At 59.5% G+C, this 22,314-nt stretch carries 17 protein-coding genes, 4 tRNA genes and 1 pseudogene; 7 read left to right on the top strand and 15 right to left on the bottom strand.

All coding sequences use genetic code 11. The features are described from left to right. Window positions 1-243: 243 nt before the first annotated feature. Window positions 244-1,329: a glycosyltransferase gene (locus HKX41_09635; protein NNC24405.1), complete on the bottom strand. Its 1,086-nt coding sequence runs from the start codon at window positions 1,327-1,329 to the stop codon at window positions 244-246. Continuing rightward, on the bottom strand, window positions 1,326-2,396 hold the full coding sequence (locus tag HKX41_09630) for a glycosyltransferase family 9 protein (protein ID NNC24404.1): 1,071 nt from the start codon (window positions 2,394-2,396) through the stop codon (window positions 1,326-1,328). Before HKX41_09630 ends, HKX41_09635 begins: the two co-directional genes overlap by 4 nt. Window positions 2,397-2,618: 222 nt before the next feature. Between HKX41_09630 and HKX41_09625 the strand changes: the two genes are divergently transcribed. Beyond that, window positions 2,619-3,911 (top strand): 3-deoxy-D-manno-octulosonic acid transferase, encoded by a 1,293-nt coding sequence (locus HKX41_09625; protein NNC24403.1) that lies wholly within the window; start codon window positions 2,619-2,621, stop codon window positions 3,909-3,911. A 107-nt stretch (window positions 3,912-4,018) separates the two neighbouring features. On the opposite strand, the pseudogene HKX41_09620 reads toward HKX41_09625, so the two are convergent. Next, a pseudogene (locus HKX41_09620) lies at window positions 4,019-5,006 on the bottom strand (tripartite tricarboxylate transporter substrate binding protein). A 148-nt stretch (window positions 5,007-5,154) separates the two neighbouring features. On the opposite strand from HKX41_09620, the gene HKX41_09615 reads away from it, so the two are divergent. After that, window positions 5,155-5,436: a hypothetical protein gene (locus tag HKX41_09615; protein ID NNC24402.1), complete on the top strand. Its 282-nt coding sequence runs from the start codon at window positions 5,155-5,157 to the stop codon at window positions 5,434-5,436. 86 nt (window positions 5,437-5,522) lie between these two features. On the opposite strand, the gene HKX41_09610 is transcribed toward HKX41_09615, so the two are convergent. The 5 genes from HKX41_09610 to fadB form a co-directional block, all read right to left on the bottom strand. Beyond that, window positions 5,523-5,597 (bottom strand) — tRNA-Lys (locus tag HKX41_09610). Window positions 5,598-5,610: 13 nt separating this feature from the next. Beyond that, window positions 5,611-5,686, bottom strand: a tRNA-His gene (locus HKX41_09605). 89 nt (window positions 5,687-5,775) lie between these two features. Further along, window positions 5,776-6,735, bottom strand: a complete 960-nt coding sequence (locus tag HKX41_09600; protein ID NNC24401.1) for an OmpA family protein — start codon at window positions 6,733-6,735, stop codon at window positions 5,776-5,778. Between the two features lie 213 nt (window positions 6,736-6,948). Next, complete coding sequence (gene fadA / locus HKX41_09595; GenBank protein ID NNC24400.1) at window positions 6,949-8,115, bottom strand: acetyl-CoA C-acyltransferase FadA; 1,167 nt, start codon at window positions 8,113-8,115, stop codon at window positions 6,949-6,951. Between the two features lie 17 nt (window positions 8,116-8,132). Further along, window positions 8,133-10,292 carry a fatty acid oxidation complex subunit alpha FadB gene (gene fadB, locus HKX41_09590; protein ID NNC24399.1) on the bottom strand — a complete coding sequence of 720 codons (2,160 nt, stop codon included), beginning with the start codon at window positions 10,290-10,292 and terminating at the stop codon, window positions 8,133-8,135. 210 nt (window positions 10,293-10,502) lie between these two features. Between fadB and HKX41_09585 the strand changes: the two genes are divergently transcribed. Further along, on the top strand, window positions 10,503-11,441 hold the full coding sequence (locus tag HKX41_09585; protein ID NNC24398.1) for a metalloregulator ArsR/SmtB family transcription factor: 939 nt from the start codon (window positions 10,503-10,505) through the stop codon (window positions 11,439-11,441). Window positions 11,442-11,447: 6 nt separating this feature from the next. Then, a complete protein-coding gene (locus tag HKX41_09580) occupies window positions 11,448-12,149 on the top strand; it encodes a VTT domain-containing protein (GenBank protein NNC24397.1) in 702 nt (233 codons plus the stop codon). Window positions 12,150-12,315: 166 nt separating this feature from the next. Here HKX41_09580 and dnaQ read toward each other — a convergent pair whose 3' ends face one another. Continuing rightward, window positions 12,316-13,068 carry a DNA polymerase III subunit epsilon gene (gene dnaQ / locus HKX41_09575; protein NNC24396.1) on the bottom strand — a complete coding sequence of 251 codons (753 nt, stop codon included), beginning with the start codon at window positions 13,066-13,068 and terminating at the stop codon, window positions 12,316-12,318. A 2-nt stretch (window positions 13,069-13,070) separates the two neighbouring features. Beyond that, window positions 13,071-13,535: a ribonuclease HI gene (gene rnhA / locus HKX41_09570; protein ID NNC24395.1), complete on the bottom strand. Its 465-nt coding sequence runs from the start codon at window positions 13,533-13,535 to the stop codon at window positions 13,071-13,073. A gap of 143 nt (window positions 13,536-13,678) precedes the next feature. Between rnhA and gloB the strand changes: the two genes are divergently transcribed. The 3 genes from gloB to HKX41_09555 all read left to right on the top strand — a co-directional run bounded on the left by gloB (window position 13,679) and on the right by HKX41_09555 (window position 17,001). Beyond that, the gene (gene gloB / locus HKX41_09565) at window positions 13,679-14,443 is read left to right on the top strand and encodes a hydroxyacylglutathione hydrolase (protein NNC24394.1); all 765 of its coding nucleotides are present in this window, start codon (window positions 13,679-13,681) and stop codon (window positions 14,441-14,443) included. Next, window positions 14,433-16,148, top strand: a complete 1,716-nt coding sequence (locus HKX41_09560) for a LysM peptidoglycan-binding domain-containing protein (GenBank protein NNC24393.1) — start codon at window positions 14,433-14,435, stop codon at window positions 16,146-16,148. Before gloB ends, HKX41_09560 begins: the two co-directional genes overlap by 11 nt. A 64-nt stretch (window positions 16,149-16,212) precedes the next feature. Continuing rightward, window positions 16,213-17,001: an enoyl-ACP reductase gene (locus HKX41_09555; protein NNC24392.1), complete on the top strand. Its 789-nt coding sequence runs from the start codon at window positions 16,213-16,215 to the stop codon at window positions 16,999-17,001. A gap of 137 nt (window positions 17,002-17,138) precedes the next feature. Here HKX41_09555 and HKX41_09550 read toward each other — a convergent pair whose 3' ends face one another. The 5 genes from HKX41_09550 to lon all read right to left on the bottom strand — a co-directional run bounded on the left by HKX41_09550 (window position 17,139) and on the right by lon (window position 22,308). Then, complete coding sequence (locus tag HKX41_09550; protein ID NNC24391.1) at window positions 17,139-19,067, bottom strand: hypothetical protein; 1,929 nt, start codon at window positions 19,065-19,067, stop codon at window positions 17,139-17,141. A 75-nt stretch (window positions 19,068-19,142) separates the two neighbouring features. After that, window positions 19,143-19,219: transfer RNA gene (locus HKX41_09545), tRNA-Asp, on the bottom strand. 7 nt (window positions 19,220-19,226) lie between these two features. After that, window positions 19,227-19,302: transfer RNA gene (locus HKX41_09540), tRNA-Val, on the bottom strand. 40 nt (window positions 19,303-19,342) lie between these two features. Then, complete coding sequence (locus tag HKX41_09535; GenBank protein NNC24390.1) at window positions 19,343-19,615, bottom strand: HU family DNA-binding protein; 273 nt, start codon at window positions 19,613-19,615, stop codon at window positions 19,343-19,345. A 299-nt stretch (window positions 19,616-19,914) separates the two neighbouring features. Further along, on the bottom strand, window positions 19,915-22,308 hold the full coding sequence (gene lon, locus HKX41_09530; GenBank protein NNC24389.1) for an endopeptidase La: 2,394 nt from the start codon (window positions 22,306-22,308) through the stop codon (window positions 19,915-19,917). Between the last annotated feature and the right edge of the window lie 6 nt (window positions 22,309-22,314).

Raw genomic sequence — 22,314 nt, 5'->3', positions numbered from 1 at the left:
TCAGCTTTAGTGTACCGGCCAACCCGATACGATGCTGTATGCACGAGGGATCGCACTTAAGCGCCGGGCATCACCCTCCAGGCGCGTATGTACACCATTTGCATGCGACACCCGCTATTGGCGTCTGTCGAGACATTCCCCAACGCCAGCGGGTACGTTCAAAGCAAGTGACGCACACTGCCTTTATTAGGGCATATGGTCGCCAGTTCAAGGCCGACTACCTCCCAGTGAACGGCAATAGACTTATGCAGTGCCCGACGTGAGTTGTCGATAAAGGGCGACGTAGCGCTCACCTACCTGTTGCGGCTCGAACACCTCGGCAACTCTTGCACGCGCCTTTTCGCCCATGCGGACACGCCTGACACGGTCATTACCAAGTGTTGTGATCGCTTCCGCCAACGCCGCCGAGTCGCCGGGCATCACAAGCAAACCGGTTTCACCATCGAGCACCACATCCACAATGCCGCCTGCGCGCGCGGCAACCACGGGCACGCCACAAGCGCCAGCCTGTAACAAAACAACACCGAGTCCCTCGCGCCGAGCCGGGTGAACCAGCATGTCGAATGCTGGCATCACACACGACATATCCTCTCGAAATCCCGCAAACGAGACCCATGACGCCAGTCCAGCCTCGTCCACCGCCCGCTCGATCGCCGGCCGCAGCGGCCCTTGACCACACAGCACGACGCACACGTCCGGCCGACTTTGAACAACCGTCGACAACGCAGCAATCAGCTCTCGATGACCTTTGCGTTCGATAAACTGCGCCACCATGCCGATACAAAGCGCGCCCGGGGGCACGCCCAATTCTGCGCGCACTGTGTCGTTATGGGATCGCGCTCGGAACGTCGTCGCATCGACGGCATCGGGGATCCGCAAGCTTCGGGCGCTGCCGATACCGACACGATGAATTTCAGCTTCAACCGCGCTCGAAATGACGACGACGCGGTCATAGAGCGCGTATTTCCAACGCGCAAGAGTGGCCCATTCCGGATTATCGACACGCCGTGTGACGATCGCCGGCGTTGCCGCGAGGCGAGCTCCGATGCCACCCCATACATCGGCCCCTCGCCGGCTGTGAATATGCACGACATCGATGCCATAGCGACGGACCGCTTGCCAGACCCAGAACGCCAAGCGTACATCGAGGTCACCGGCGATCGGCTTATCGAGCACAACAGCCGCGTCCTGATTCGCTGCGATGGCCGCACCGCGGCAGCACAGCAATATGTTGCGCTCGCCACGCCGGCATAGATCAGCCATCAGCAACTCGACCTGAGCCGGGCCACCGTATGCATGGCGACCGGTCTCGACGTGCAAGATGTTCAATGCGTGTCCTCAGCCAGTTGCCAGCGTGCGGCCGACAATACAATGTCGGGCGTCAATTCAGCCATGCAGGTGAAGCGCCCACCGCAAGTCGGATGCTTGTGGCACGGCGCGCACGTCATCGGCTGAAACAAAACCCGCGTGCTGGCGATGCTTGGCGCGGTGTAAGGGCGAGTCGAACCAAAAAGAGCAAGCGTCGGCCGCCCGGACGCCGTTCCCATGTGCGTCACGCCGGTATCGACGCCAATGACCTGATAGGCTTGGTCAATGATCGCCATGGTTTCCGGTAGCGTCGTTTTACCCGCAAGATTAACCGCCGTGGCTCGACCATACGAGGCGGCAGCGGATACCATTATATCGCCGGCTTCACCGTCGTCCGGTCCACCCAGCACAATAACCGACCATCCATCCTCGACTATCAATCGCTCAATCAGTGTGTGCCAGTAACGGTCGAACCAGTGTTTCTGTGGCCGTGTGGTAAATGGCGCCAGCGCGATGTAAGGCCGGTCACCGAGATGCGCTTTGAGCTTGGCTGTCGCGGTGTCGCGATCAGCCGCGGCGGTGGCAATATGCGGTGTAAACGCCATAGGCGATGCGCCAAGTGCGCGCACCGCATCGATGTACTCCGATCCGAAACACGCCTCGTCGGTCGAACGCTCGACCACGCGTGACATAAGCCACTGACTGCCTTCTTTCGAGCCGAGACCTAGCCGAACCGATGCCCCGCTCAGCCACGCCCAAACCCCGCTTTTCAACAAGCCTTGGGCGTCGATTGCAGTATCGAACTGCCGCCGACGCAACGTCGCAATCAACTGCCGACATTCACCAGCCAACTGTAGCCATCGGCCGCGACGTAGATGATCCCGCCAGACGTGCCTGTGCCAGACGATCACCTCGTCGAGCTCATCGTTGGCGCGCAGCAACGCATCCGGCCCAGGGCCGGTCAACCAGACCAGGCGTGCTCGGGGATAACGGCGCCGGAGTGCACGTATCATGCCCGATGCCATGACCACATCACCGATCGCCGACAAGCGCACAATCAGTATCCGTTGGGGCGCAACCTCGCTCAACGTACACTCTTTTTCGACGTTCACCTGCCCCGCCACTCGCGCCTCGATGACAAGTCGTGTTTCATGGTGGCGCAGTATAAGCGTTTACCACAATCTGACGCGCGCCTTCGGGCCACGGCTATCGCGTTTTACGCCGACAACCAAGTCACGGTGGTCACCATACGCCTGCCGGTGCCGCCCTGGCGATAGCGTCATACGAATCGACAACGGTAGTGATCGTTCGTGACCCGATCTTCCATCGATGGCCTTTCATTCCGGGCACTTCACCTGGTTTACGCCACGCTGTGGCGAGGCGCGCTGCCGTTCGTTCTGGCGCGGCTTTGGTGGCGTGGGCGACGCAACCCCGCCTACCGCCGCGGGTGGCTCGAACGATTCGGGTTCGCGCCGACAGCGCAGGCAACGAATCCGATCTGGATACACGCTGTGTCGGTGGGGGAAACCGCCGCTGCAGCCCCATTGATCGAGGCATTGCTCGATCGCCCGGCGTCAGTTTTGCTGACCGTCGCCACCCCCACAGGCGCGAATAAGGCGAAACAAATTTTCGGCGCGCGCGTCGTTATCTGTTATCTACCACTGGACACACCCGGCGCCACTCGCCGTTTTTTAGCCCGGATCCAGCCGCGACTCGGTGTCATCATTGAAACCGAGATCTGGCCCAACCTGTTGTACAACGCTTGGCGCTCCAGCGTTCCCATCATTTATGCCAACGCTCGCTTATCAGCAGGCTCGTTCGCTGGCTACCGTCGCGCGCGACGATTGCTCTGTCCGCTACTTGCGACAACGCGTCTGATCGCGACACAAACGCCGGATGACGCCAAACGCTTTCATTGCCTCGCCCCTGACGCAGGGCAAATCAAGTGTATCGGCAATCTGAAATACGACGCCAACCCCCTGCCGCCCGACGTCTGGGCACACGCGCGCACGCTTCGGGCACGCCTTGGCCGTGGCCCAATCGTGCTGGGGGCGAGCACTCATCCCGGTGAAGAGGCCATCCTCCTCGACGCCTTCGCCTGCCTGCGGGAGGCCATACCAGACGCACAACTTCTTATCGCCCCCCGGCATCCGGAACGGTTCGATCAGGCCGTCGAGTATTGTCACGAGCGCGGCTTCAATGTCGCCCGGACTAGCACCGATAACGCACAACCACTGGATACAGCGGTCGTCGTCGGCGATGAAATGGGCGCGTTAACGCGGTATTACGCTGCCGCTGATGTGGCCGTGCTCGGTGCGACTTTCACGCCGATTGGCGGCCATAACCCGATCGAAGCCTTCCTGGCCGAATGCCCCATCATTGTCGGCCCTTATCGCGCACGGATAACCGAGATCGTGACAGCATTCGAACACGCGCTGGTCCCCATCGATCGCGTGGATAATTTAGCTGAGCAACTTCTGGCTTTGATACAAAGCGATCAACAACGCCAAACGCTTAGTCAACGAGCCACTAAAACTCTGGCGCTACAACGTGGCGCCACCGAGCGCGTGCTTGAAAGGATCCAAGCGTTGCTCGACGAGTAGCTTTAGTGGCGTCAAACACAAAGCCCCTGAGGGTGGCGACGAGAAGCGACGTCAGCCGCTAGCCGAGCCGCGCGACACAAATCCGAGGATACGATCAGCAACCCGACTCATTGCGTCAGCTCCACCTTTTTGGCGATCCGCTGGAACTTCTGGATCTGCTCCTGAACGTAGGCGTCGAAATCATCACCGAAACGTTCCATCGGGAACAGCCCACGCTCTTCGCGCATCTTCTTGAACGTTGGCTTATCGGCCAAGGCCTTCAGACGCTCTTGCCATTTCTGATAAGCCTCGTCACTGACATCCGAGCCCATGTAATAGCCACGCCAGATCGGCCACTGCACATCATAACCCTGCTCGGTGGCAGTCGGAATGTCCGCGAAGGGACCACTAACGCGCTCTTCGGATAACGTCGCGAGCACACGGATCTTGCCGCTATCGAGTTGCGAGCGCAGCTCAGAAAGATCGCCGGTGAAGACCTGAATATGGTCGCCGAGCAGTCCCTCCAGAGCCTTACCGCCCCCCTCGAAGGCCACATAATGTAGTTTGTGGGGTGAAATGTCTGCCGCCTTGGCGGTCAAGGCTGCCTTCATCCAGTCCTGGCCCCCCACGGTACCGCCAGCGCCGAAGGTGATGTCACCAGGATGATCGCGCAGCGCGTTCATCAGATCATCGAGGTTCTGCCAAGGCGCATCGTCCTTGACCACGATCGCACCGTAGTCGACGCCCAACGCCCCCAGCCAGCGCACCTCGTCGCCGCTATAGTCGCCGAACTTTCCGAGTGCCAAGTTAGCCGTGGCACCGGTGCTGGCGGCAACGATTACGTTGGGGTCGTCGTTACGCACGCCGGTCATGTGATTGTAAGCCACGGCGCCGATGCCGCCGGGCATGTAGGTGACCACCATTAGCTCGTCGATCAGGCCAGTTTCGGGCAAGCTGTTCGCGGCCAATTGGCAGGTTAAATCGTAACCACCCCCCCGGCTTGGCCGGGACGATGCATTCAGTCTGGTCCGATTGTGCCTGGGCGCTGCCCACCGCCAAACCGACGGCAACTAGCACTAGGAGCGAGCAGCACCTCAAGATACTATTGAACTTCATGGTGAACTCCTGTCTTCTTGTTTGTTGTGGGAGCGACACCGCCGCTAACATCGTCACCGCCCAAGATCCACGATTCAAGATGTCGAGGGCACGAAAAGCCCCGCCAGACCTTGATTTAGGTGTCTGACGTCAATCACCCTCGCCGATCGTGTTGCCTGAGAACGAGATGTTACCGGGCCGTCTCATTAAAATATTACTCGAGATCGCGGCAGATTTCTGTACTCAATGCCGTCGTATGGTGATTGAGAGTGGATTACGCCCCAGGATTAAACATCGCGGCAACTATAATCCCGGGAAACAACGCAGCAACCCCATAAGCGCCAAGGCCGGGCGCGATGCCAACGGCGACGGGCTGCTCGGCCATATGTCTAACGCCATGCTGGAGCGTGTCTACCGGCGTAAGCCACAGTCTTATCATCCGGTCAAATGAGCAGATGCAGACGCCGTGTTTTTAGGAGAAGCTTTAGAAATCGGCCGACGAGGATGGCGCAGGAAGCGCCAACTGTCCGATCTTATTGGTGGGCCGTCCAGGATTCGAACCTGGAACCAATAGATTAAGAGTCTACTGCTCTACCATTGAGCTAACGGCCCGCAGCGGGAATGCTGGGGTGGACGATGGGACTCGAACCCACGACGACCGGAATCACAATCCGGGGCTCTACCAACTGAGCTACGTCCACCATTGAACGATCAATTATAGCGTCCAACGCCGCGCAAGGCCAACCACGCCGCGACAAACGGTAGCACGCTTCCTAACCGCTCGGCGCCATTACTGGGGCACGAGTTCAACGCGCCGATTGCGTTTGCGACCGGCGGCGCTCCGATTAGTGGCCTGCGGCGCCGTATAGCCATCGCCCCAGGTTTTGAGGCGATCACGATCAACGCCATGGTCTTCAACCAAGGCGTCCGTCACCGCACGAGCGCGCTGTCGTGACAACTTGATGTTGTACTGAAATTTACCGCTGCTATCGGTGTGCCCAACCACCATCAAATCGAGTTTGGGCTGGTTGTGCAGCAATTTGGCGATCTGTTCGAGCGTGGGTTTCGACTTGGGCTCTAGTTGCGCGCTATCGGTTGCAAAATAAATGCCGTAGAGGGCGACACGGCCTTTATTCTTGATGCTTTGCGCCATCTGTTTCGCGCTGACCTGGATCGCGGCAATCGGCATTGGCTTGGTCTTGATGCGGCCAACCAGTGCGTATTGCTTGCCGGATTCGGCCGCCCCGATTTGCAGCACAATGTAGCGATCGAATGCCGACTCGGCTTTGTCGGCGACCAGATAGTGCGGCGCTTGCGTCTGCCCACCGAAATATTGGCCCGCGTGCCGATCGCCGGGCGAAACCTGTGGGAAATGTGGGCCACATTCTTCGCCACTACAGTGGAAAATGACGCGATAGCCGTTCTGTTTCAGACGTTGTCTATAGGCAGCTGCGACCTTGTTCGCATCGGCTTTTTTCGACAGACGATAGGTCCGCGTTTCCAGTTGCCCGTCGAGTGTTCGCGTCGCTGAAAGATTACCGCGCAAGCCCCCGACCTGAACCACAGGCCGTATAATCACGGGATACTTCTTGATCTTTCGGTAGCCCTGGTTGACCAATTGATCGGTCGCCACGGGCCGCCAATCCAGCTTGGATTGATCCGTTTCCTGTGACTGGCTGGCCGCCTGGCCCGTTGTTGTTGCGTCGGTATGGTCGCCGGCCGCAGCGTTATGCGCTGAATCCTCAGCCACACTTGTCGCTCCGAATAACAGTACAACGAGCGCCACAAACGTCGTCGCCAGGCGGATTGGTATCGGCTGATTCCTTTGCATGCACGGAAGTTTACGCAAACCCGTCCGACCATGTCAGGTCAACCGTTCTTACCACGGCCTATTCACACAACATAACTGGCAGCCCACGACTTCACCCAGCGACGCGGTTGCACCTATCTCGCCAAGGCGTCCTCAGGCGACCGGGCGCTCAAGCACCGTTGCGATACCCTGGCCCATGCCGATACACATGGTAGCGAGCCCAAACCGGGCACCGTTATCCGCCATGACACGCGCAAGCGCGCCGGTAATCCGTGCACCGGAAGCACCGAGCGGATGCCCGAGTGCGATTGCACCGCCACGCACGTTGACGATCTCCCGCCGATCATTGAGACCAAGTTCGCGCAACACAGCGATGCTCTGGGCGGCAAACGCCTCATTTAATTCGACGAATTCGATGTCGTCGACCGACAAGCCAGCGCGTTCCAGCGCTTTCTGACTGGCCGGCACAGGGCCACGGCCCATGATCGAGGGCGTGCAGCCAGCGATCGCCATTGAGCGGATGTGGGCCAGCGGCTGCAGCGCGAGGGCGTCAGCTTGCTGTTCCGGCATCACAAGCGTGGCAGCCGCACCGTCGGACAGCGCCGAGGAGTTGCCCGCCGTGACCGTGCCACCGCGCGGATCGAACGCCGGGCGCAGTGCGCCGAGGGCATCCAGACTGGCGTCGTTGCGCACCACTTCGTCGGTCCGACACTGACGTGCGAAGCCGCGATGATCGACACCGGGCGTGGCCACGATCTCGTTATCGAACGCCCCGGACTCGCTGGCCATCTGCGCGCGCTGGTGCGAGGCCAATGCGAAAGAATCCTGGTCGGCACGATCAACTTTGGCCTGGCGCCCAAGCATTTCCGCCGTTAGCCCCATCATCATCGCCGGCTTAGCGGTGACTGTCGACAAAGCAGGCGCGATGTCGACATTGTAGTCCATCGGCACATGCCCCATATGCTCGACGCCACCGCAAATATAAACCCCGTCGTCGCCGGCCGCGATACTGGCCGCCGCATTGTGTATGGCCTGCATTGACGAACCGCATAGGCGATTGACGGTCTGCCCGGGTACCGATTGTGGCAAGCCGGCCAGCAGAGCCGCGTTGCGACCAATATTGAAGCCCTGCTCGCCAGTCTGCTGGGTACAGCCCCAGATCACGTCGGCGATGTCGGCCGGATCGACGCTATTGTTGCGCTCGACGAGCGTCTGCATGAGTTGCGCCGATAGCGTTTCGGCACGCGTATGGCGAAACATACCGTTTTTCGAGTGGCCCATCGCCGTCCGCACGGCGTCCACGATGACTGCTTGTGACACGTCTTCCTCCAGTTATATTAGCGAGTGGCAGCGGCAAAAAAACCATCGCCACGTGCGGCGAGCTCGCGCATCTGCGCGGTCGGCTCGTAGAGCGGCCCCAGATGGCTATAGCGATCGGCGGCAGCACAGATATCGCCCAACCCACGTTGATCGGCGTATTTCAGTGCACCACCGCCACGAAACGCGGGGAACCCGAGCCCCATCAAAAGTGCGGTATCGATTTCGTGGGGCGAATCAGCGACGCCGGCTTCCAGTACACGGGCGGCCTCGATGACCATCGGAATCATCAGGCGGTCGATGATTTCGGCCGCATCAAACGTGCGCGCCTCAGACTCACGGCTGTCCGCGATCAATTCATAGGCGGCAGCACTCGGTGTTTTCTGCGGACGGCCTTTTTTGTCGGTCGTGTAGTCGTAATAGCCGCCGCCGGACTTCTGCCCTAACCGCTCGGCGCCAACCAGCGCGTCCATCGACGTCTGTCGCTCGCGTTGCATGCGATCGGGATAGCCAGCAGCCAAGATCGATTCAACATGCTGTGAGGTATCCAGCCCGACGACATCCGAAAGATACGCTGGCCCCATCGGCCAACCAAACTCTTCCATGACCCGGTCGACCGAGACGAAATCGGCACCATCATCGATAAGTGCCATGAACCCAAAGAAATACGGGAACAGCACGCGATTGACCAAAAACCCGGGGCAATCACTCACCACAATGGGCGTCTTGCCGAGCCGGCGCGCCAGCGTGGTCACGGTGGCCACAGTCGCATCACTCGTGGCATGGCCACGTATAACCTCGACGAGCGGCATCCGATGGACCGGGTTGAAGAAATGCATGCCGATGAACTTCTCGGGGTTCTCGAGCGATTCAGCCAGTGCGTCGATGGAAATACTCGACGTGTTGCTCGCCAACACGGTGCCGTCGGTGAGCTCGGCTTCGACCTCGGCCAGCACGTTTGTTTTGACCTTGGGATGTTCGGTTACAGCCTCGATGGCCAAATCGACGCCCGCAAATTCGCTATAACTAAGCGTGGGCCGCAGGCGGGCCAACCCGGCCGGGACATCGGCCTGGCCGATCTTGCCGCGCTCGACGGCTTTGGCGAACAACCTTGCGGCTTCGCTGACCGCACTGTCGAGTGCGCTTTCATCGACATCCTTGATTAGCGTCGGCAGCTGTTTCGACGCCGCCTGATAGCCAATACCGCCGCCCATGATGCCGGCACCAATGACGGCCAAACGGTCGACCGCAGCCGCCTGACCACTGCCCGCTTTGACTTTCCTCTTGATGAACTGGTCATTGATAAACAACTGCACCAGCGCATCAGCGACCGGCGACTGGGCGAGCGCCACGAACCCATCATGTTCGATCTCCAACGCTTCGTCGCGCGCGAGCTCGGCACCGGCCGCCATAGCCTCGATCGCTTTGATGGGGGCCGGATAATTGCCTTGCGTCTTGCCGAAAACCTGCCCCTTGGCGGCTTCAAAGCTAAGTGCGCCATCCACAGCGTTTAGCCTCAATGCCCCCGTTTTCTTGGCACGCCGCGCGCGCCAATCGAAATCGCCGTCAAGCGCACGCGCCAACATGTCCTTAGCGGCCTCGGCGAGTGACTCGTTGGCGACTACGGCATCGACCATGCCAGCATCGTGTGCGGTGGCCGCCCCACGGGAGCGGCCGTCGGCGATCCACTCGATGGCGTTGTCGGCCCCCATCAGGCGTGGTGCTCGAACCGAGCCCCCGAAACCCGGCAGGATGCCCAGCCCGGTTTCGGGAAACCCAAGCTGGGCATTATCAGCCGCGACACGATAATCACAAGCAAGGGCGAGCTCGAGGCCACCACCGAGTGCAACCCCTCTGACCGCCGCTACTGTGGGCACATCGATATCTTCCAGGGCATTAAATACCGCGTTCGCGTCGACAATCCAGGCGCGGAGTTCGGCCGAGGCCAGTCGAAATTTAGCGCCGAACTCGTTGATATCGGCACCGACGAAGAAATCGTCCAACGCCGAGCTCACAACAATGCCGCTAAGCCCTTCGGCCGCTCGTAGCACATCAATCGCCGCTTCCAGCTCGGCCAGCGTTTGCGCATCGAATTTGTTCACCGCACCAGCGCCAGCGTCGAAACAAAGCGTGGCTACACCATTGTCGACTCCGACTGAAACTCGCTCACCCTCGTACATTGTCGACTCCATGTTTTTGCGGCCAACGCAAACCGACCGCCGATTTCCTAACTCAACAATACGGTACCGTATTGTAACGACCTCAACAACAGCGATGGGCGATCATCGCCATGCATCGATTCCGCCATGCAGGCATCATCCGATATAATGTGCTGTTCATTCGGGGGAATTGCCATCGCCATCGAACACCACGCCGCCGACCGGCAAGATATGCTTGATCTAGCCGACAGCACACAGCTGATGCGCTTGTTAGCTGAGCCAACGCGGCTAAGGCTGCTGTTATTGCTGCAGACCGAATCCTTGACGGTCGCCGAAATGACCACGGTCACCCGGCTCGCCCAAAGCCGCGTATCCAGCCATCTGGCTCGACTCCGCGAAGCCGAGCTGGTCCACGACGAGGCACGCGGCAACACCAACCTGTACTCGGTCGACCCGATCCGCTGGCCGAACGGCGTTCGCCGGTTCTGGCGATTTTTAACCGAATCCATCGACGACAGCCAGTTGGGTCGTGACCGGGAAGCCGCGCGTGAAATCGTCGGCCGGCGAGGCCGCGCGGGCGGCTGGGCGGCCTCGGTGGCCGGGCGTATGGAACGCCAGTATTCACCAGGGCGCACCTGGGAAGCTCTGGCACGCTCGTTCGCCGAACGCTTGAGACTGGGGCAAACACTCGATATCGCCTCGGGCGACGGTGTCTTGGCTGAACTGGTCGCCCACCGCGCGGCACATATAAGTTGCGTGGATTCCAGCCAGGCGGTCATTGAAGCCGCCCGCAAACGGCTGGCCGACCACGCCAACGTCGAGTTCCGGGTCGCCGACATGCATGCACTGCCGTTCGACGACGCGACTTTTGACGATGTATTCATATTGCACGCCTTACCTTATAGCAACCGCCCCAATATCGCGGTGGGCGAGGCAGCACGCGTACTAAACCCCGGTGGTCAGATCACACTCGCAACCATCGCACGGCACGACAATCACGCCACCGTGGCCGCCTACGACCACGTCAACACCGGTTTCGATCCAGCCGACGTCGACGCTCTCCTGAGCGAAGCCGGCCTCGTGACAGAAACAGCCGAAATCCGTGCCCAGGAAGCGCGCCCCCCTTATTTCCGCCTGGTTACGGCCAGTGCCCGTAAACAGGCGGCCTGAGTCAAGATGGATCAACGCTGGCTGCGATATATCGCGGGCGTGCTGTGGTTGGCCGCACTCGTAAGTTTATTCGTCTGGTTTTTCGAGGGTAATCATACACTGCGCGAGGTCATGAGTCTGACTTACCGCCACGTGGTGAACAATCCCATCGCACCAGTGATCTATATCCTGATCTACACCCTGCGGCCACTGACGTTTTTCCCGGCGATGTGGTTGACCCTGGCCGCCGGTAGCTTGTTCGGTTTCCTGCCGGGGCTGATCTACGCGTTGATCGGCGAGAATCTGTCGGCCAACACTGCCTACGGGCTGGCGCGGTTCTTTCGAAGTGATCGCCTCACGCCCACCGGCGACCTGGTACGCGTCCGAACCTTCAAGCGGGTACTACGCGAACACGCTTTTCCAACGGTGGTCGTTTTGCGCGCGTCCTATCTGCCGTTCGACCTGGTCAACTACGCCTGCGGATTACTGCGCGTTGCCTGGCCCGCCTATGCCGGCGCCAGTCTCATCGGCATGCTGCCACCGATGGTCACCTTCGTAAGCTTCGGCGCCACGGTCCGCCTCCCGAAGCTATTGAAAAACCCCGACTTTTCCCCCGAATCATTGATCGACGCCACGCAGCTCGAAATATCCGCCGGATTGCTCGTCGCTAGCGCGGTAATCGCTCTGTGGGCCCATCGACGCCGACGCCGACTAGCGACCGAAAGCTAAAACTGCGATCGCTTGCCTCCCGCCTCGTTTTGGCCGTTATCGATCTGCGAGGACCACTTCGACAGCCACCCAACATCTTGTTTCTGGGCGGTTACAAGCAGATGGGCTAGTGCAGCCAAGACCCATGACCTCACCCGGCCGCGCCTGCTCAATCAGGGCGCCGGCGTCAATGTTCGGTTGTATTTGATGCCCCCGTGGCAACCGAACGCCAAGCAGATGTCTGGCCGGTCCGACGCTCGAGCCCGGATACCAACGCGTCGTGGGTAGCCACTTCTGCCTCGGACGCTTGCACAACACGCGGCCGCCGGGCAGCGCGTTCCAGTACGCCAGTGAGTGCGGTGTCAGCCGCCATCTCACCCGATTCGGACGCCTCGGTCTGATCGATTAGGCCAAAGTCGATCTGGCCGCCGGTCATCGCCCGATAAACATCGGCTAGCAGACGTGCGTCGAGCAACGCCCCGTGGTGCGACCGATTGGTATTGTCGACCTCAAAGCGTTTGCATAGCGCATCGAGCGAATTGCGCTGGCCCGGGAAACGTTCGCGCGCGTCGACCAGCGTATCGACGATGGATCGACTGTCAGCCAGCGCCCGGTGGCCATCGTCGACACGCTTTAACTCCGCGTCCAGAAAAGCCAGGTCGAAAGGTGCGTTGTGAATGACAAGCTCGGCATCGGCAAGATAATCCACGAGCCTCGGCGCAATCTCGTCAAAGCTCGGCTTATCGGCGAGGAACTCGTCCGTTATGCCGTGTACTTCGACAGCACCCGGGTCGACCGCACAGTCCGGCCGGATATACATATGCAGATCGTTGTCAGTGGGCCGACGATTGTTTAATTCAACACAGCCGATTTCGATGATGCGATGGCCCTGTGCCGCATCCATGCCGGTGGTTTCGGTGTCGAGCACGATCTGGCGCATGGTTAGTATTTAACCGTTTGCTCGGTCGCATCGGCGCCCAAAGTGTCGATGCCGCGATTGGCCAGCGCATCAGCAGCCTCGTTGCCAGCATTGCCGGCATGACCTTTGACCCAGTGCCAAGTAATTGTGTGACGCTGACAGGCCGCATCCAACGCTTGCCACAAATCCGCATTCTTGACCGGCTTCTTAGCGGCGGTCCGCCAACCGTTTCGTTTCCACCCTGCCAGCCAGGTCGTGATGCCCTGGCGCACATAGTTCGAGTCCGTGTAGAGTTCGACCACGCAAGCCGTTTTCAGTGCGTTCAGCGCCTCGACTGCAGCCGTCAACTCCATGCGATTATTAGTCGTTTCCGGCTCACCACCGCATAATTCACGCTGCGCATCGCCCGCCTCCAGCAGTGCGCCCCAACCTCCAGGGCCTGGATTGCCCCGGCAGGCACCGTCGGTGTAGATCACAACCTCTTGCATGGGGCCATGTTACCGCGTGACCGGGTCGCATGCGAGGCTTGATTGCCAAACGCGTGTCGCGCACTTGCAATGTCACTTTAGATTTGATTAATAACTAACTGATTGGCAAGCTATGGCGAGATAGTCCATGCGCAGGGGGTCAAATGAACGTTGTCGCTGTGCCGGTTTTGTCCGATAACTACGTCTGGATCGCCGGGAGCGGACCGGTGATTGTGGTCGACCCCGGCGCTGCTGGGCCAGTTGCCGACTACTTACAGCAACACGAGCTCGATGTCGCGGCTTATTTTATAACCCATCATCACGGCGACCACATCGGCGGACTTGTCGAGCTGTCGGCCGACCATCCAGCGCCCATCTACGCGCCAGCTGAAGCAGCCAACCAGATCGGCCGTGTCGATTACACCATAACGGCGGGCGACCAGGTGCGCGTCGATGCGCTCGGCGCCGCTTTCGACGTGATCGGCGTCCCCGGCCATACCCTTGGACATGTTGCATTTCACGGCGAGGGCGTACTGTTCTGCGGCGACGCGCTTTTTCGCGCCGGCTGCGGCCGTGTTTTCGAAGGCCGATTCGATCAGATGCGAGCCGGATTGGCACGCCTGCGCCAACTACCGGACGATACGGCCGTCTGCGGCGGCCACGAATACACTGAAAAAAATCTGGCTTTTGCGGCCAAGGTCGAACCTGATAATGAGCAGATTACGCGCGTGCAACAAATGGTGGCAACGAGCCGAGCACACGGTGAGCCATCACTTCCCGGCAGGCTCGACGAGGAGCGCGCGATCAATCCGTTTCTACGCTGGGATCAACCGCACGTCACAGCGGCAGCCGCGGCGCGCGACGACATCGACACTACCGACGCCGACGCTGTGTTCGCCAGCATTCGGCGCTGGAAAGATGCGTCCTAACCGGCGGTGTAACGCGCCGTCATGGCTCGGTAGCGCGGCGCTGGCGCTCATACTCGCCGGCTGTGCCGGTACGCACGACACGTCGACAACCAAGACGTACAGCCCAGACTCGGATGCTGCTACCCCGCAAGTCAACACAGCGACAAAAACCCAACCCGGAAGTACGCTCAAATGGCCAGCCGCGGCCAATCTCAGTGCACCGGACTACGACTGGCCGAGCAAAGACCAGGACCTATGGGCGACGGTGCGCCAAGGCTTCGAGTTGCCCGGCAATCGCGCGCGGGTGCGCGTGCGTCGCTGGACGCAGTTTTACGCCACACATACTGACCATCTCAAAGCATCATTGCGGCGCGCCCGGCCATGGCTGTATCACGTCATGGCGCTGGTTGAGAAACGCAACATGCCAAGCGAGATGGCACTGTTACCGATCGTGGAAAGCGGCTATAACCCGGAAGCGACTTCCTACGCCGGCGCGAGCGGGTTGTGGCAGGTGATGCCAGGTACAGCTAAGCATCTCGACCTAGCACGCAACCGTTGGTACGACGAGCGCGATGACCCGTTCGCCGCGACCCGGGCAGCGCTGACCTATCTGCAAAACCTTCGCAAACGCTACGATGGCGATTGGCTACTCGCACTCGCCGCCTACAATGCCGGTCCCGGTACGATCGACGCCGCGCTGGCAAAAGCGGAACGCGACGACAAACCCGCCAATTATTGGCACCTTGATCTATCCAAGGAAGCCAGCAACTACGTACCGAAACTACTCGCGGTACGCTGGATCATGTGTGCGCCCTCGAAGTTTGGTATTAACTGGCCAACGCTAGCCAACAAGCCTCGGACGAAGTTGGTCAAACTGCCAGCACAGGTCGAACTATCCATTGCAGCCAACATGGCCGGCATATCGACCAGTCGACTGGCCCAGCTCAACCCGGATCTCCAGCGCCAGCGCTCACGGCCGAATGATGGCCAGCTGATTGTACCGACGGCCAAAGCCGCCACGCTTCGCTCAAAACTCGCCTCGGCCGCCCCATCCCAGTTAGTTAAACAGCGTGGCAACCGCTATCGCGTCCACAAAGGCGACGCACTCAGCAGCATCGCGCGTCGCTTCGGCGTCAGCACGGCTGCCTTGCGCCGCGCCAACGGACTCGCCAATAACCGGATTCGCACCGGGCAAACATTGCGCATACCAGGCGACGCCGACAAACAGTCCAAACCAAGCAAACAACGGATGCGCCGTTACACCGTGCAATCTGACGATACGCTCTGGCGCATCGCCCACACCAATGACACTAGCGTGGCCGCAATTCGACGCGCTAACCGCGATCTCGGATCGAACATCCATCCCGGACAGACGATCAGTATTCCGACGTCCAGCAGCAGCACCACGAAGCCAACGCAAGTGGTCGTACAAGACGGTGATACGCTGTGGTCGATCGCCCACCAGAACCAAGTCAGCGTTGCCAAGCTACGCCGCTGGAATCAATTGAATCCAGACGACGCGTTGCAGCCCGGCCAAACGCTGGCCATGGGCGGCAGCGCCTCGATACCTAATTACTATACGGTGAAATCAGGTGATTCACTGTGGTCGATCGCCGATCGTTTTTCGATGCACGTATCGACCCTCAAACGCTTAAACGATATCGGCGGGCGTGCCGCAATCCAGCCCGGACAGCGGCTGCGGCTCCAGCCCGCCGCATCCGGTTGAGCGCGTCCAAAGGCGCGAGCAACCTAAACACCACACCATAGATTGGAATCAGGAGATAGATGAGATGGGATTTTTAGCCGGTAAAAAAGCCGTCGTCACCGGCATCGCCAGCGATCGCTCGATCGCTTACGGTATCGCGAACGCCCTGGCCGAGCAGGGCGCGTCGCTGATTTTGACTTATCAAGGCGACAAACTGGCCGACCGGGTCGGGAAGATCGGGGCGCAACTTGGCGCCGAAGCCGTTTTGCCATTGGATGTCGCGCGCGATGAGGACATCGACACACTCTTCGACAGTGTAGCCGAGTACTGGTCGCAGATTGACATCCTGGTCCACGCCATCGGTTTCGCACCGCGCGAGGCGCTGGCCGGCGGCTATTTGGACAGCATTTCACGCGACGCCTCAAATGTCGCCCACGACATCAGCGCCTACAGTTTCGCAGCACTCGCCAAATCCGCGCGCCCCATGCTCAGCGACAATGCATCACTGATCACCATGACCTATCTCGGTTCTGAGCGCGCCATGCCGGGTTACAACATCATGGGGCCGGCCAAAGCCAGTCTCGAGGCGAACATGCGCTTTATCGCTGCTGATCTCGGCCCATCCGGCGTTCGCGTCAACGCCATTTCCGCCGGACCGATCAAGACCCTGGCCGCCTCCGGTATCGAAGGTTTTCGCGACCTACTGACCCGCGCGGCTGATATGGCGCCGCTACAGCGCAACGTTACCCAGGCCGAGATCGGCAATACTGCGGCATTCCTAGGCTCCGATCTAGCGTCGGGGATTACCGGTGAAGTCCTCTACGTCGACGCTGGCTACAACATGGTGGGTGCAGCACATACCGCGAACGAGTAACACCGCCTCGCTGCGCAGCACCCAACAGGGCGCCGCACCTAGTTGGGTGCTGTAATTCGCGGGCGCGCAATGCCGCGCTAACTGATGCGACGCCACAGCCCTGCCGAAACGGCAGGGCTTTGTGGCGCCACCGAACGTCAGGACCCGGAGCGGCGACCTGTCGCTTTCAATGCATCCTCGTGGATCGTTACATCTCGGGTTTGACGTAACCAATCACTGAATGCGGCGTATTCCAGCGTCCCCGTATAACGACGCTGTCGCGCAGCCAACATATCGTGCTGGCGTTTTTCCTGATTGGACTTCGGCGCCCCCGGTTTGACCACATCGCTAACTGCGATCAATACCACCGAGCCATCGTTACCATCGACCACGCTATAGGCAGTTTGCCCGGAATCCGGCGGCGGCATATCAAACACGGCCTGCTTCACCGGCCCATCGAGCTTACCCGACGAGCGCGAAATGAGACCGGGCTTAGCTAGGCTCGCATGCGGATTTGATTGGGCCAGGTCGGCCAGCTCAACGTCACCCGAGGCCAGCTTCTTGCGTGCGTTGGCCGCAGCCGTTTGCGCTTTGGCACGCGCCTTATCCTGCTTCAAATCAGCAACGATCTGTGACCGGACATCGGCCAGTGGCTTCTTGTGTGACGCCTTGCGCTCGCTGAGCCGCACGACCGCCGCACGCTCATCGGCTATTTTGATCACGTCACTGTTTAGTTTTTTCTGTTTCACGTCGCTGGAGAACGCAGCCTGGCGTATCGACGCTTGGGTGCCGATCCCCTGGCCGCTCTCGCGACTCATCCAGTCACTTGTCTGGATCGACAGATCCAACTTACCGGCGATGGTTTTGAGGCTGTTGGGAGCCTGATAGGCCAGATCACCGAGCTTCTTGCGCTTGGCTTTGAAGGCGGCACGTTTTGCTTTCTGGCGCGCAATCTGCTTCAAGATCTTTTGCACCGACGAGTCGCTCAGCTGTTTCTCACTCGCCGGCACCGTTTTGGTTGGCCGGACGACCAACCACGCATCGTCACCATGAACAGGGTTGGAGACAGTGTTCTTGTCGGTCTCGAAAAGCGCGTTAGCGATCGCACCATCAGCGTTTTGCTGGGTCGTTAACTCAATCTGTTGGTGACGCACGCCAGACAGACTTTTCGCCACTTGCGCCATAGTTTGGCCGTCGCTCAGTTTTTCCTGAACTTGCTGAGCTTTGTCGCGCGCCGCAGCGGCCTCGTCTTTGGCAATCGGGATACGAAGCACTTCGCCAGCTCGCTTGGCGGGCGTCCGAAACCGCGCCCTATTCTGTTTGTACAGTTTTTTCAGATGGGCTTGATCCGTGTCCGCCTGAACATCAAGTTTATCGGCGTCGAGCACGACATAAGCCAGCTTAACGCGCGCTGGCACACGATATTGCTTGGACGCATTCTCATAGGCTTTGCGAATTGCCTGATCAGAGATTTCGACGCTGGCCTGCCACTGCGACGGAGCAAAGCGCAGCACGGCCACGCGGCGTTTTTCGTGCAATCGGTCATAGGCGCTTGTCACCGCGCGTGGCACAGCGAAAGCTTGCGATCGGATTTCGCTCTCGACCACCCGCGATAGCAATTGCTGGCGGACCCCGGCTTCGTAACGCGCCGGCTTTACACCGGCACGCTTCAACGCTTGCTTATAGCGCTGGGTCGAGAAACTGCCATTTTTCTGAAATGCAGCTTTTTGTTTGAGAAACGCCAGCACATCACCGTTACTGACTTGGTAGCCAGCATTTTTGGCGTATTGGGTCGTTAACTGCGACTGAATGAGCTGCTGAAGCGCAGCGCGCCGCACATCAGGCCGGGAAATCTTGTCGGGATCAAACTGCTCGCCACGGCGCGCCTTCAGTTGCTGATAGCGCTGATTAACGGCACTGCGTAATTGCCGTTTGGAGATATCGCTACCGGCGGCCGTAGCCACGGATTTGTTCGGCGATGGCGTCAAATACGAGCCGATGCCCCAAACACCGAATACGAGCACAATCACCGCGACAACGGCATAGGCCAGCGGACCGCTGGAGTTATCCCGTATTCGCTGCAGCATAGCTCATCTTATTTGGCCGCGCCGAGCGCGACAGTGGGGAAAAAAGAAGCGCCCGATACCGGGCGCATATCAAAATGGCGGAGCGGACGGGATTCGAACCCGCGACCTCCGGCGTGACAAGCCGGCATTCTAACCAGCTGAACTACCGCTCCGATTTTCTGGTGGGTGCTGACGGGTTCGAACCGCCGACCTTCGCCTTGTAAGGGCGACGCTCTACCGGCTGAGCTAAGCACCCGGGTGCGATTCGGCGGCCGATCCAATCATCACCAAGTCGCCTAGTTTACCGCGTCTTTAAGCGCTTTGCCAGCCTTGAAACCCGGTGTTTGACCAGCCGGGATACGAATCGACTCCCCGGTTTTGGGATTGCGGCCCTGGCGTTCAGCGCGCTTTCTTACCGAAAAGGTACCAAAGCCAACCAGCTGGACATCGTTGCCGCTTTTCATCGACTCCGTGATTGCATTCAGGGTCCCTTCCAAAGCTCGCTGCGCGTCGGCTTTCGACAAGTCGGCTTTCGACGCTATGACGTCAATAAGATCGGTTTTATTCATTACAAAGATCCCTGTAGTGAGGAGAAATTTTAACAGGCTACGCAAGCATCGTTCGGTACTCTGCCAGCCCAACGATACCGGCACCCCCGCCACACGGTCGAGCCGCGCCACGTTCCAAGGGGTTATACAAGTGCACTGACGCCCCGTCAATAATGACTTCGTCAGGTCTCGCGCCCATTCCGCGTATCACGCGGCAGTCGAGGTCGCGCCCAGCCACATTAAACAGCAAATGCATGCCCCGATAGCGAGGCATGCATCGGCTCACAACGATATTCCTATCCGGGAACTCGCAGTTCGCGTCAGTGTGGACGAACCTCCGACTCACCGGCAACCGATTTTGTTTCTGCGGCCGGCGCGCCGTCAGCCAGCGGCGCCGGTTGCTGAACAAGCGCCGTCTCGATGACTTCGTCGACGTGACGCACCGGCTGCACATCGAGTTTATTCTTGATGTTGCTGGGAATCTCTTTAAGATCCTTAGCGTTTTCCTGCGGGATCAGCACGGTGTGGATGCCGCCGCGGTGGGCAGCCAACAGTTTCTCCTTGAGTCCACCGATCGGCAACACATCGCCGCGAAGCGTGATTTCACCCGTCATGGCCACACTCGCGCTCACTGGGATCCCGGTGAGCGCCGAAATCATGGCTGTCGCCATGCCGGTGCCAGCGCTGGGTCCATCCTTGGGCGTCGCGCCTTCCGGCACATGAACGTGCACGTCGCGGTTGCGCATGAATTCCGGGTCGATTCCAAGCGCCTCGGTGCGCGATCGAATGAACGTCCGCGCCGCCTGAATCGATTCCTGCATGACATCGCCAAGCGAGCCGGTATTCTCCATTTTGCCGGTGCCCGGCACAGCGGCCGCTTCCAACGTGAGCAGCTCGCCGCCGACCTCGGTCCACGCCAGTCCGGTGGCCTTGCCTACGCTGTCAGTCTCTTCCGCTTGGCCGTAGCGATGCCGCGGCACACCCAGATATTTCTGCAGATTGCTGTTCGTCACACTAACCGAATCGCGCCCCTGGGATTGGATGATTTGCTTAACCACCTTGCGGCAGACAGTGCTGATCTCGCGCTCGAGGTTACGCACACCAGCCTCACGGGTATAGCGCCGGATGATATCGGTCAACGCGTTGTCGGAAATGGATAACTCGTCAGCTGTGAGACCATTTTCCGATCGGGCCTTCGGCAACAGGTGGCCATCCGCGATGTTGAGTTTTTCATCCTCTGTATAGCCCGACAGCCGGATCACTTCCATGCGATCCAGTAGCGCCGGCGGGATATCTAGCGTGTTAGCCGTGCACACGAACATAACCTGCGACAGATCGTAATCGACCTCCAGGTAGTGATCAGCAAAGGTGCTGTTTTGCTCGGGGTCAAGTACTTCGAGCAACGCTGACGCCGGGTCGCCTCTGAAATCCATCGCCATCTTGTCGACTTCATCCAACAAAAACAGCGGATTGCGGACACCGACCTTGGTCAGGTTCTGAACGATCTTACCCGGCATGGAGCCAATATAGGTCCGCCGATGACCGCGGATTTCGGCTTCGTCGCGCACGCCGCCAAGACTCATGCGCATGAATTTGCGGTTGGTCGCTTGCGCGATCGAGCGCCCAAGCGAAGTCTTGCCCACGCCCGGCGGGCCGACGAGGCACAGAATCGGCCCTTTGATCTTCTTGACCCGCGACTGCACGGCCAAGTTCTCGACGATACGCTCTTTGACCCGTTCCAACCCGTAGTGGTCGGTGTCGAGCACCTGTTGGGCCTTATCGAGATCGATCTTGGTGCGCGTGCGCTTTTTCCACGGCACATCAACCATCCAATCCAGATAATTACGGACCACGGTCGCTTCAGCCGCCATCGGCGACATCGATTTCAACTTGGCAAATTCGGCGTCGACCTTTTCACGCGCGGCTTTTGGCAACCCCGCTTTTTCGATTTTCTGCTGCAACTCGTCGAGGTCGTTGCCGCCACTTTCGTCAATTTCGCCGAGTTCTTTCTGAATGGCCTTCATCTGCTCATTCAAATAATACTCGCGCTGCGATTTCTCCATCTGCTCCTTGACGCGACTGCGGATTTTTTTCTCGACCTCAAGGACTTCTTTTTCCGCTTCGATTTTGGCGACGACGTGCTCGAGTCGCGCAGCCGGGTCAGCGATCTCGAGAATTTCCTGGCGCTCGTCGAGGCGAAGATTTAAGTGGCCCACCATCGTGTCGGCCAAGCGCCCTGCCGAATCCATGCTAGACAACGATGCCAGCAGATCCGAAGAAACCTTGTTATTCAGTTTGGAATAGGACTCGAAGCTGGTCACGGCCGAACGCATCAGCGCATCCGATTCGACTTGGTCGCCAGCAGGTTCTGTCACCGCTTCCCAGCCAGCGACAAAATAACCATCTTCGGCTTCTTCAAACGACCCCAAGTGGGCACGATCGCTGCCTTCCACCAACACTTTGACGGTGCCGTCCGGCAGTTTGAGCATCTGCAAAATGGAAGCGACAGTCGCCACATCGTAGACTTCGTCGCGCCCTGGCTCGTCGATTTCTGCCGAGCGCTGGGCCACAAGCAGAATCTTTTTATCTTCGGCCATCGCAGCATTGAGCGCGGTGATCGAGTTCTCACGCCCAACGAACAATGGAATCGCCATATGCGGGAACACCACCACGTCACGCAACGGCAGCAGTGGCAGTCGGTCCTGGTCAGTCATAATTAA

The organism is Salifodinibacter halophilus (assembly GCA_012999515.1).
GTDB lineage: Bacteria > Pseudomonadota > Gammaproteobacteria > Nevskiales > Salinisphaeraceae > Salifodinibacter > Salifodinibacter halophilus.
This window is presented reverse-complemented; position numbering and strand designations above follow the sequence as displayed.

Excerpts from the sequence above, each read along its gene's own strand:
- fadB (NNC24399.1), bottom strand. The coding sequence starts at position 10,292 with ATGTACGAGGGTGAGCGAGTTTCAGTCGGAGTCGACAATGGTGTAGCC.
- HKX41_09585 (NNC24398.1), top strand. The coding sequence starts at position 10,503 with ATGCTTGATCTAGCCGACAGCACACAGCTGATGCGCTTGTTAGCTGAG.
- HKX41_09580 (NNC24397.1), top strand. The coding sequence starts at position 11,448 with ATGGATCAACGCTGGCTGCGATATATCGCGGGCGTGCTGTGGTTGGCC.
- dnaQ (NNC24396.1), bottom strand. The coding sequence starts at position 13,068 with ATGCGCCAGATCGTGCTCGACACCGAAACCACCGGCATGGATGCGGCA.
- rnhA (NNC24395.1), bottom strand. The coding sequence starts at position 13,535 with ATGCAAGAGGTTGTGATCTACACCGACGGTGCCTGCCGGGGCAATCCA.
- gloB (NNC24394.1), top strand. The coding sequence starts at position 13,679 with ATGAACGTTGTCGCTGTGCCGGTTTTGTCCGATAACTACGTCTGGATC.
- HKX41_09560 (NNC24393.1), top strand. The coding sequence starts at position 14,433 with ATGCGTCCTAACCGGCGGTGTAACGCGCCGTCATGGCTCGGTAGCGCG.
- HKX41_09555 (NNC24392.1), top strand. The coding sequence starts at position 16,213 with ATGGGATTTTTAGCCGGTAAAAAAGCCGTCGTCACCGGCATCGCCAGC.
- HKX41_09550 (NNC24391.1), bottom strand. The coding sequence starts at position 19,067 with ATGCTGCAGCGAATACGGGATAACTCCAGCGGTCCGCTGGCCTATGCC.
- HKX41_09535 (NNC24390.1), bottom strand. The coding sequence starts at position 19,615 with ATGAATAAAACCGATCTTATTGACGTCATAGCGTCGAAAGCCGACTTG.
- lon (NNC24389.1), bottom strand. The coding sequence starts at position 22,308 with ATGACTGACCAGGACCGACTGCCACTGCTGCCGTTGCGTGACGTGGTG.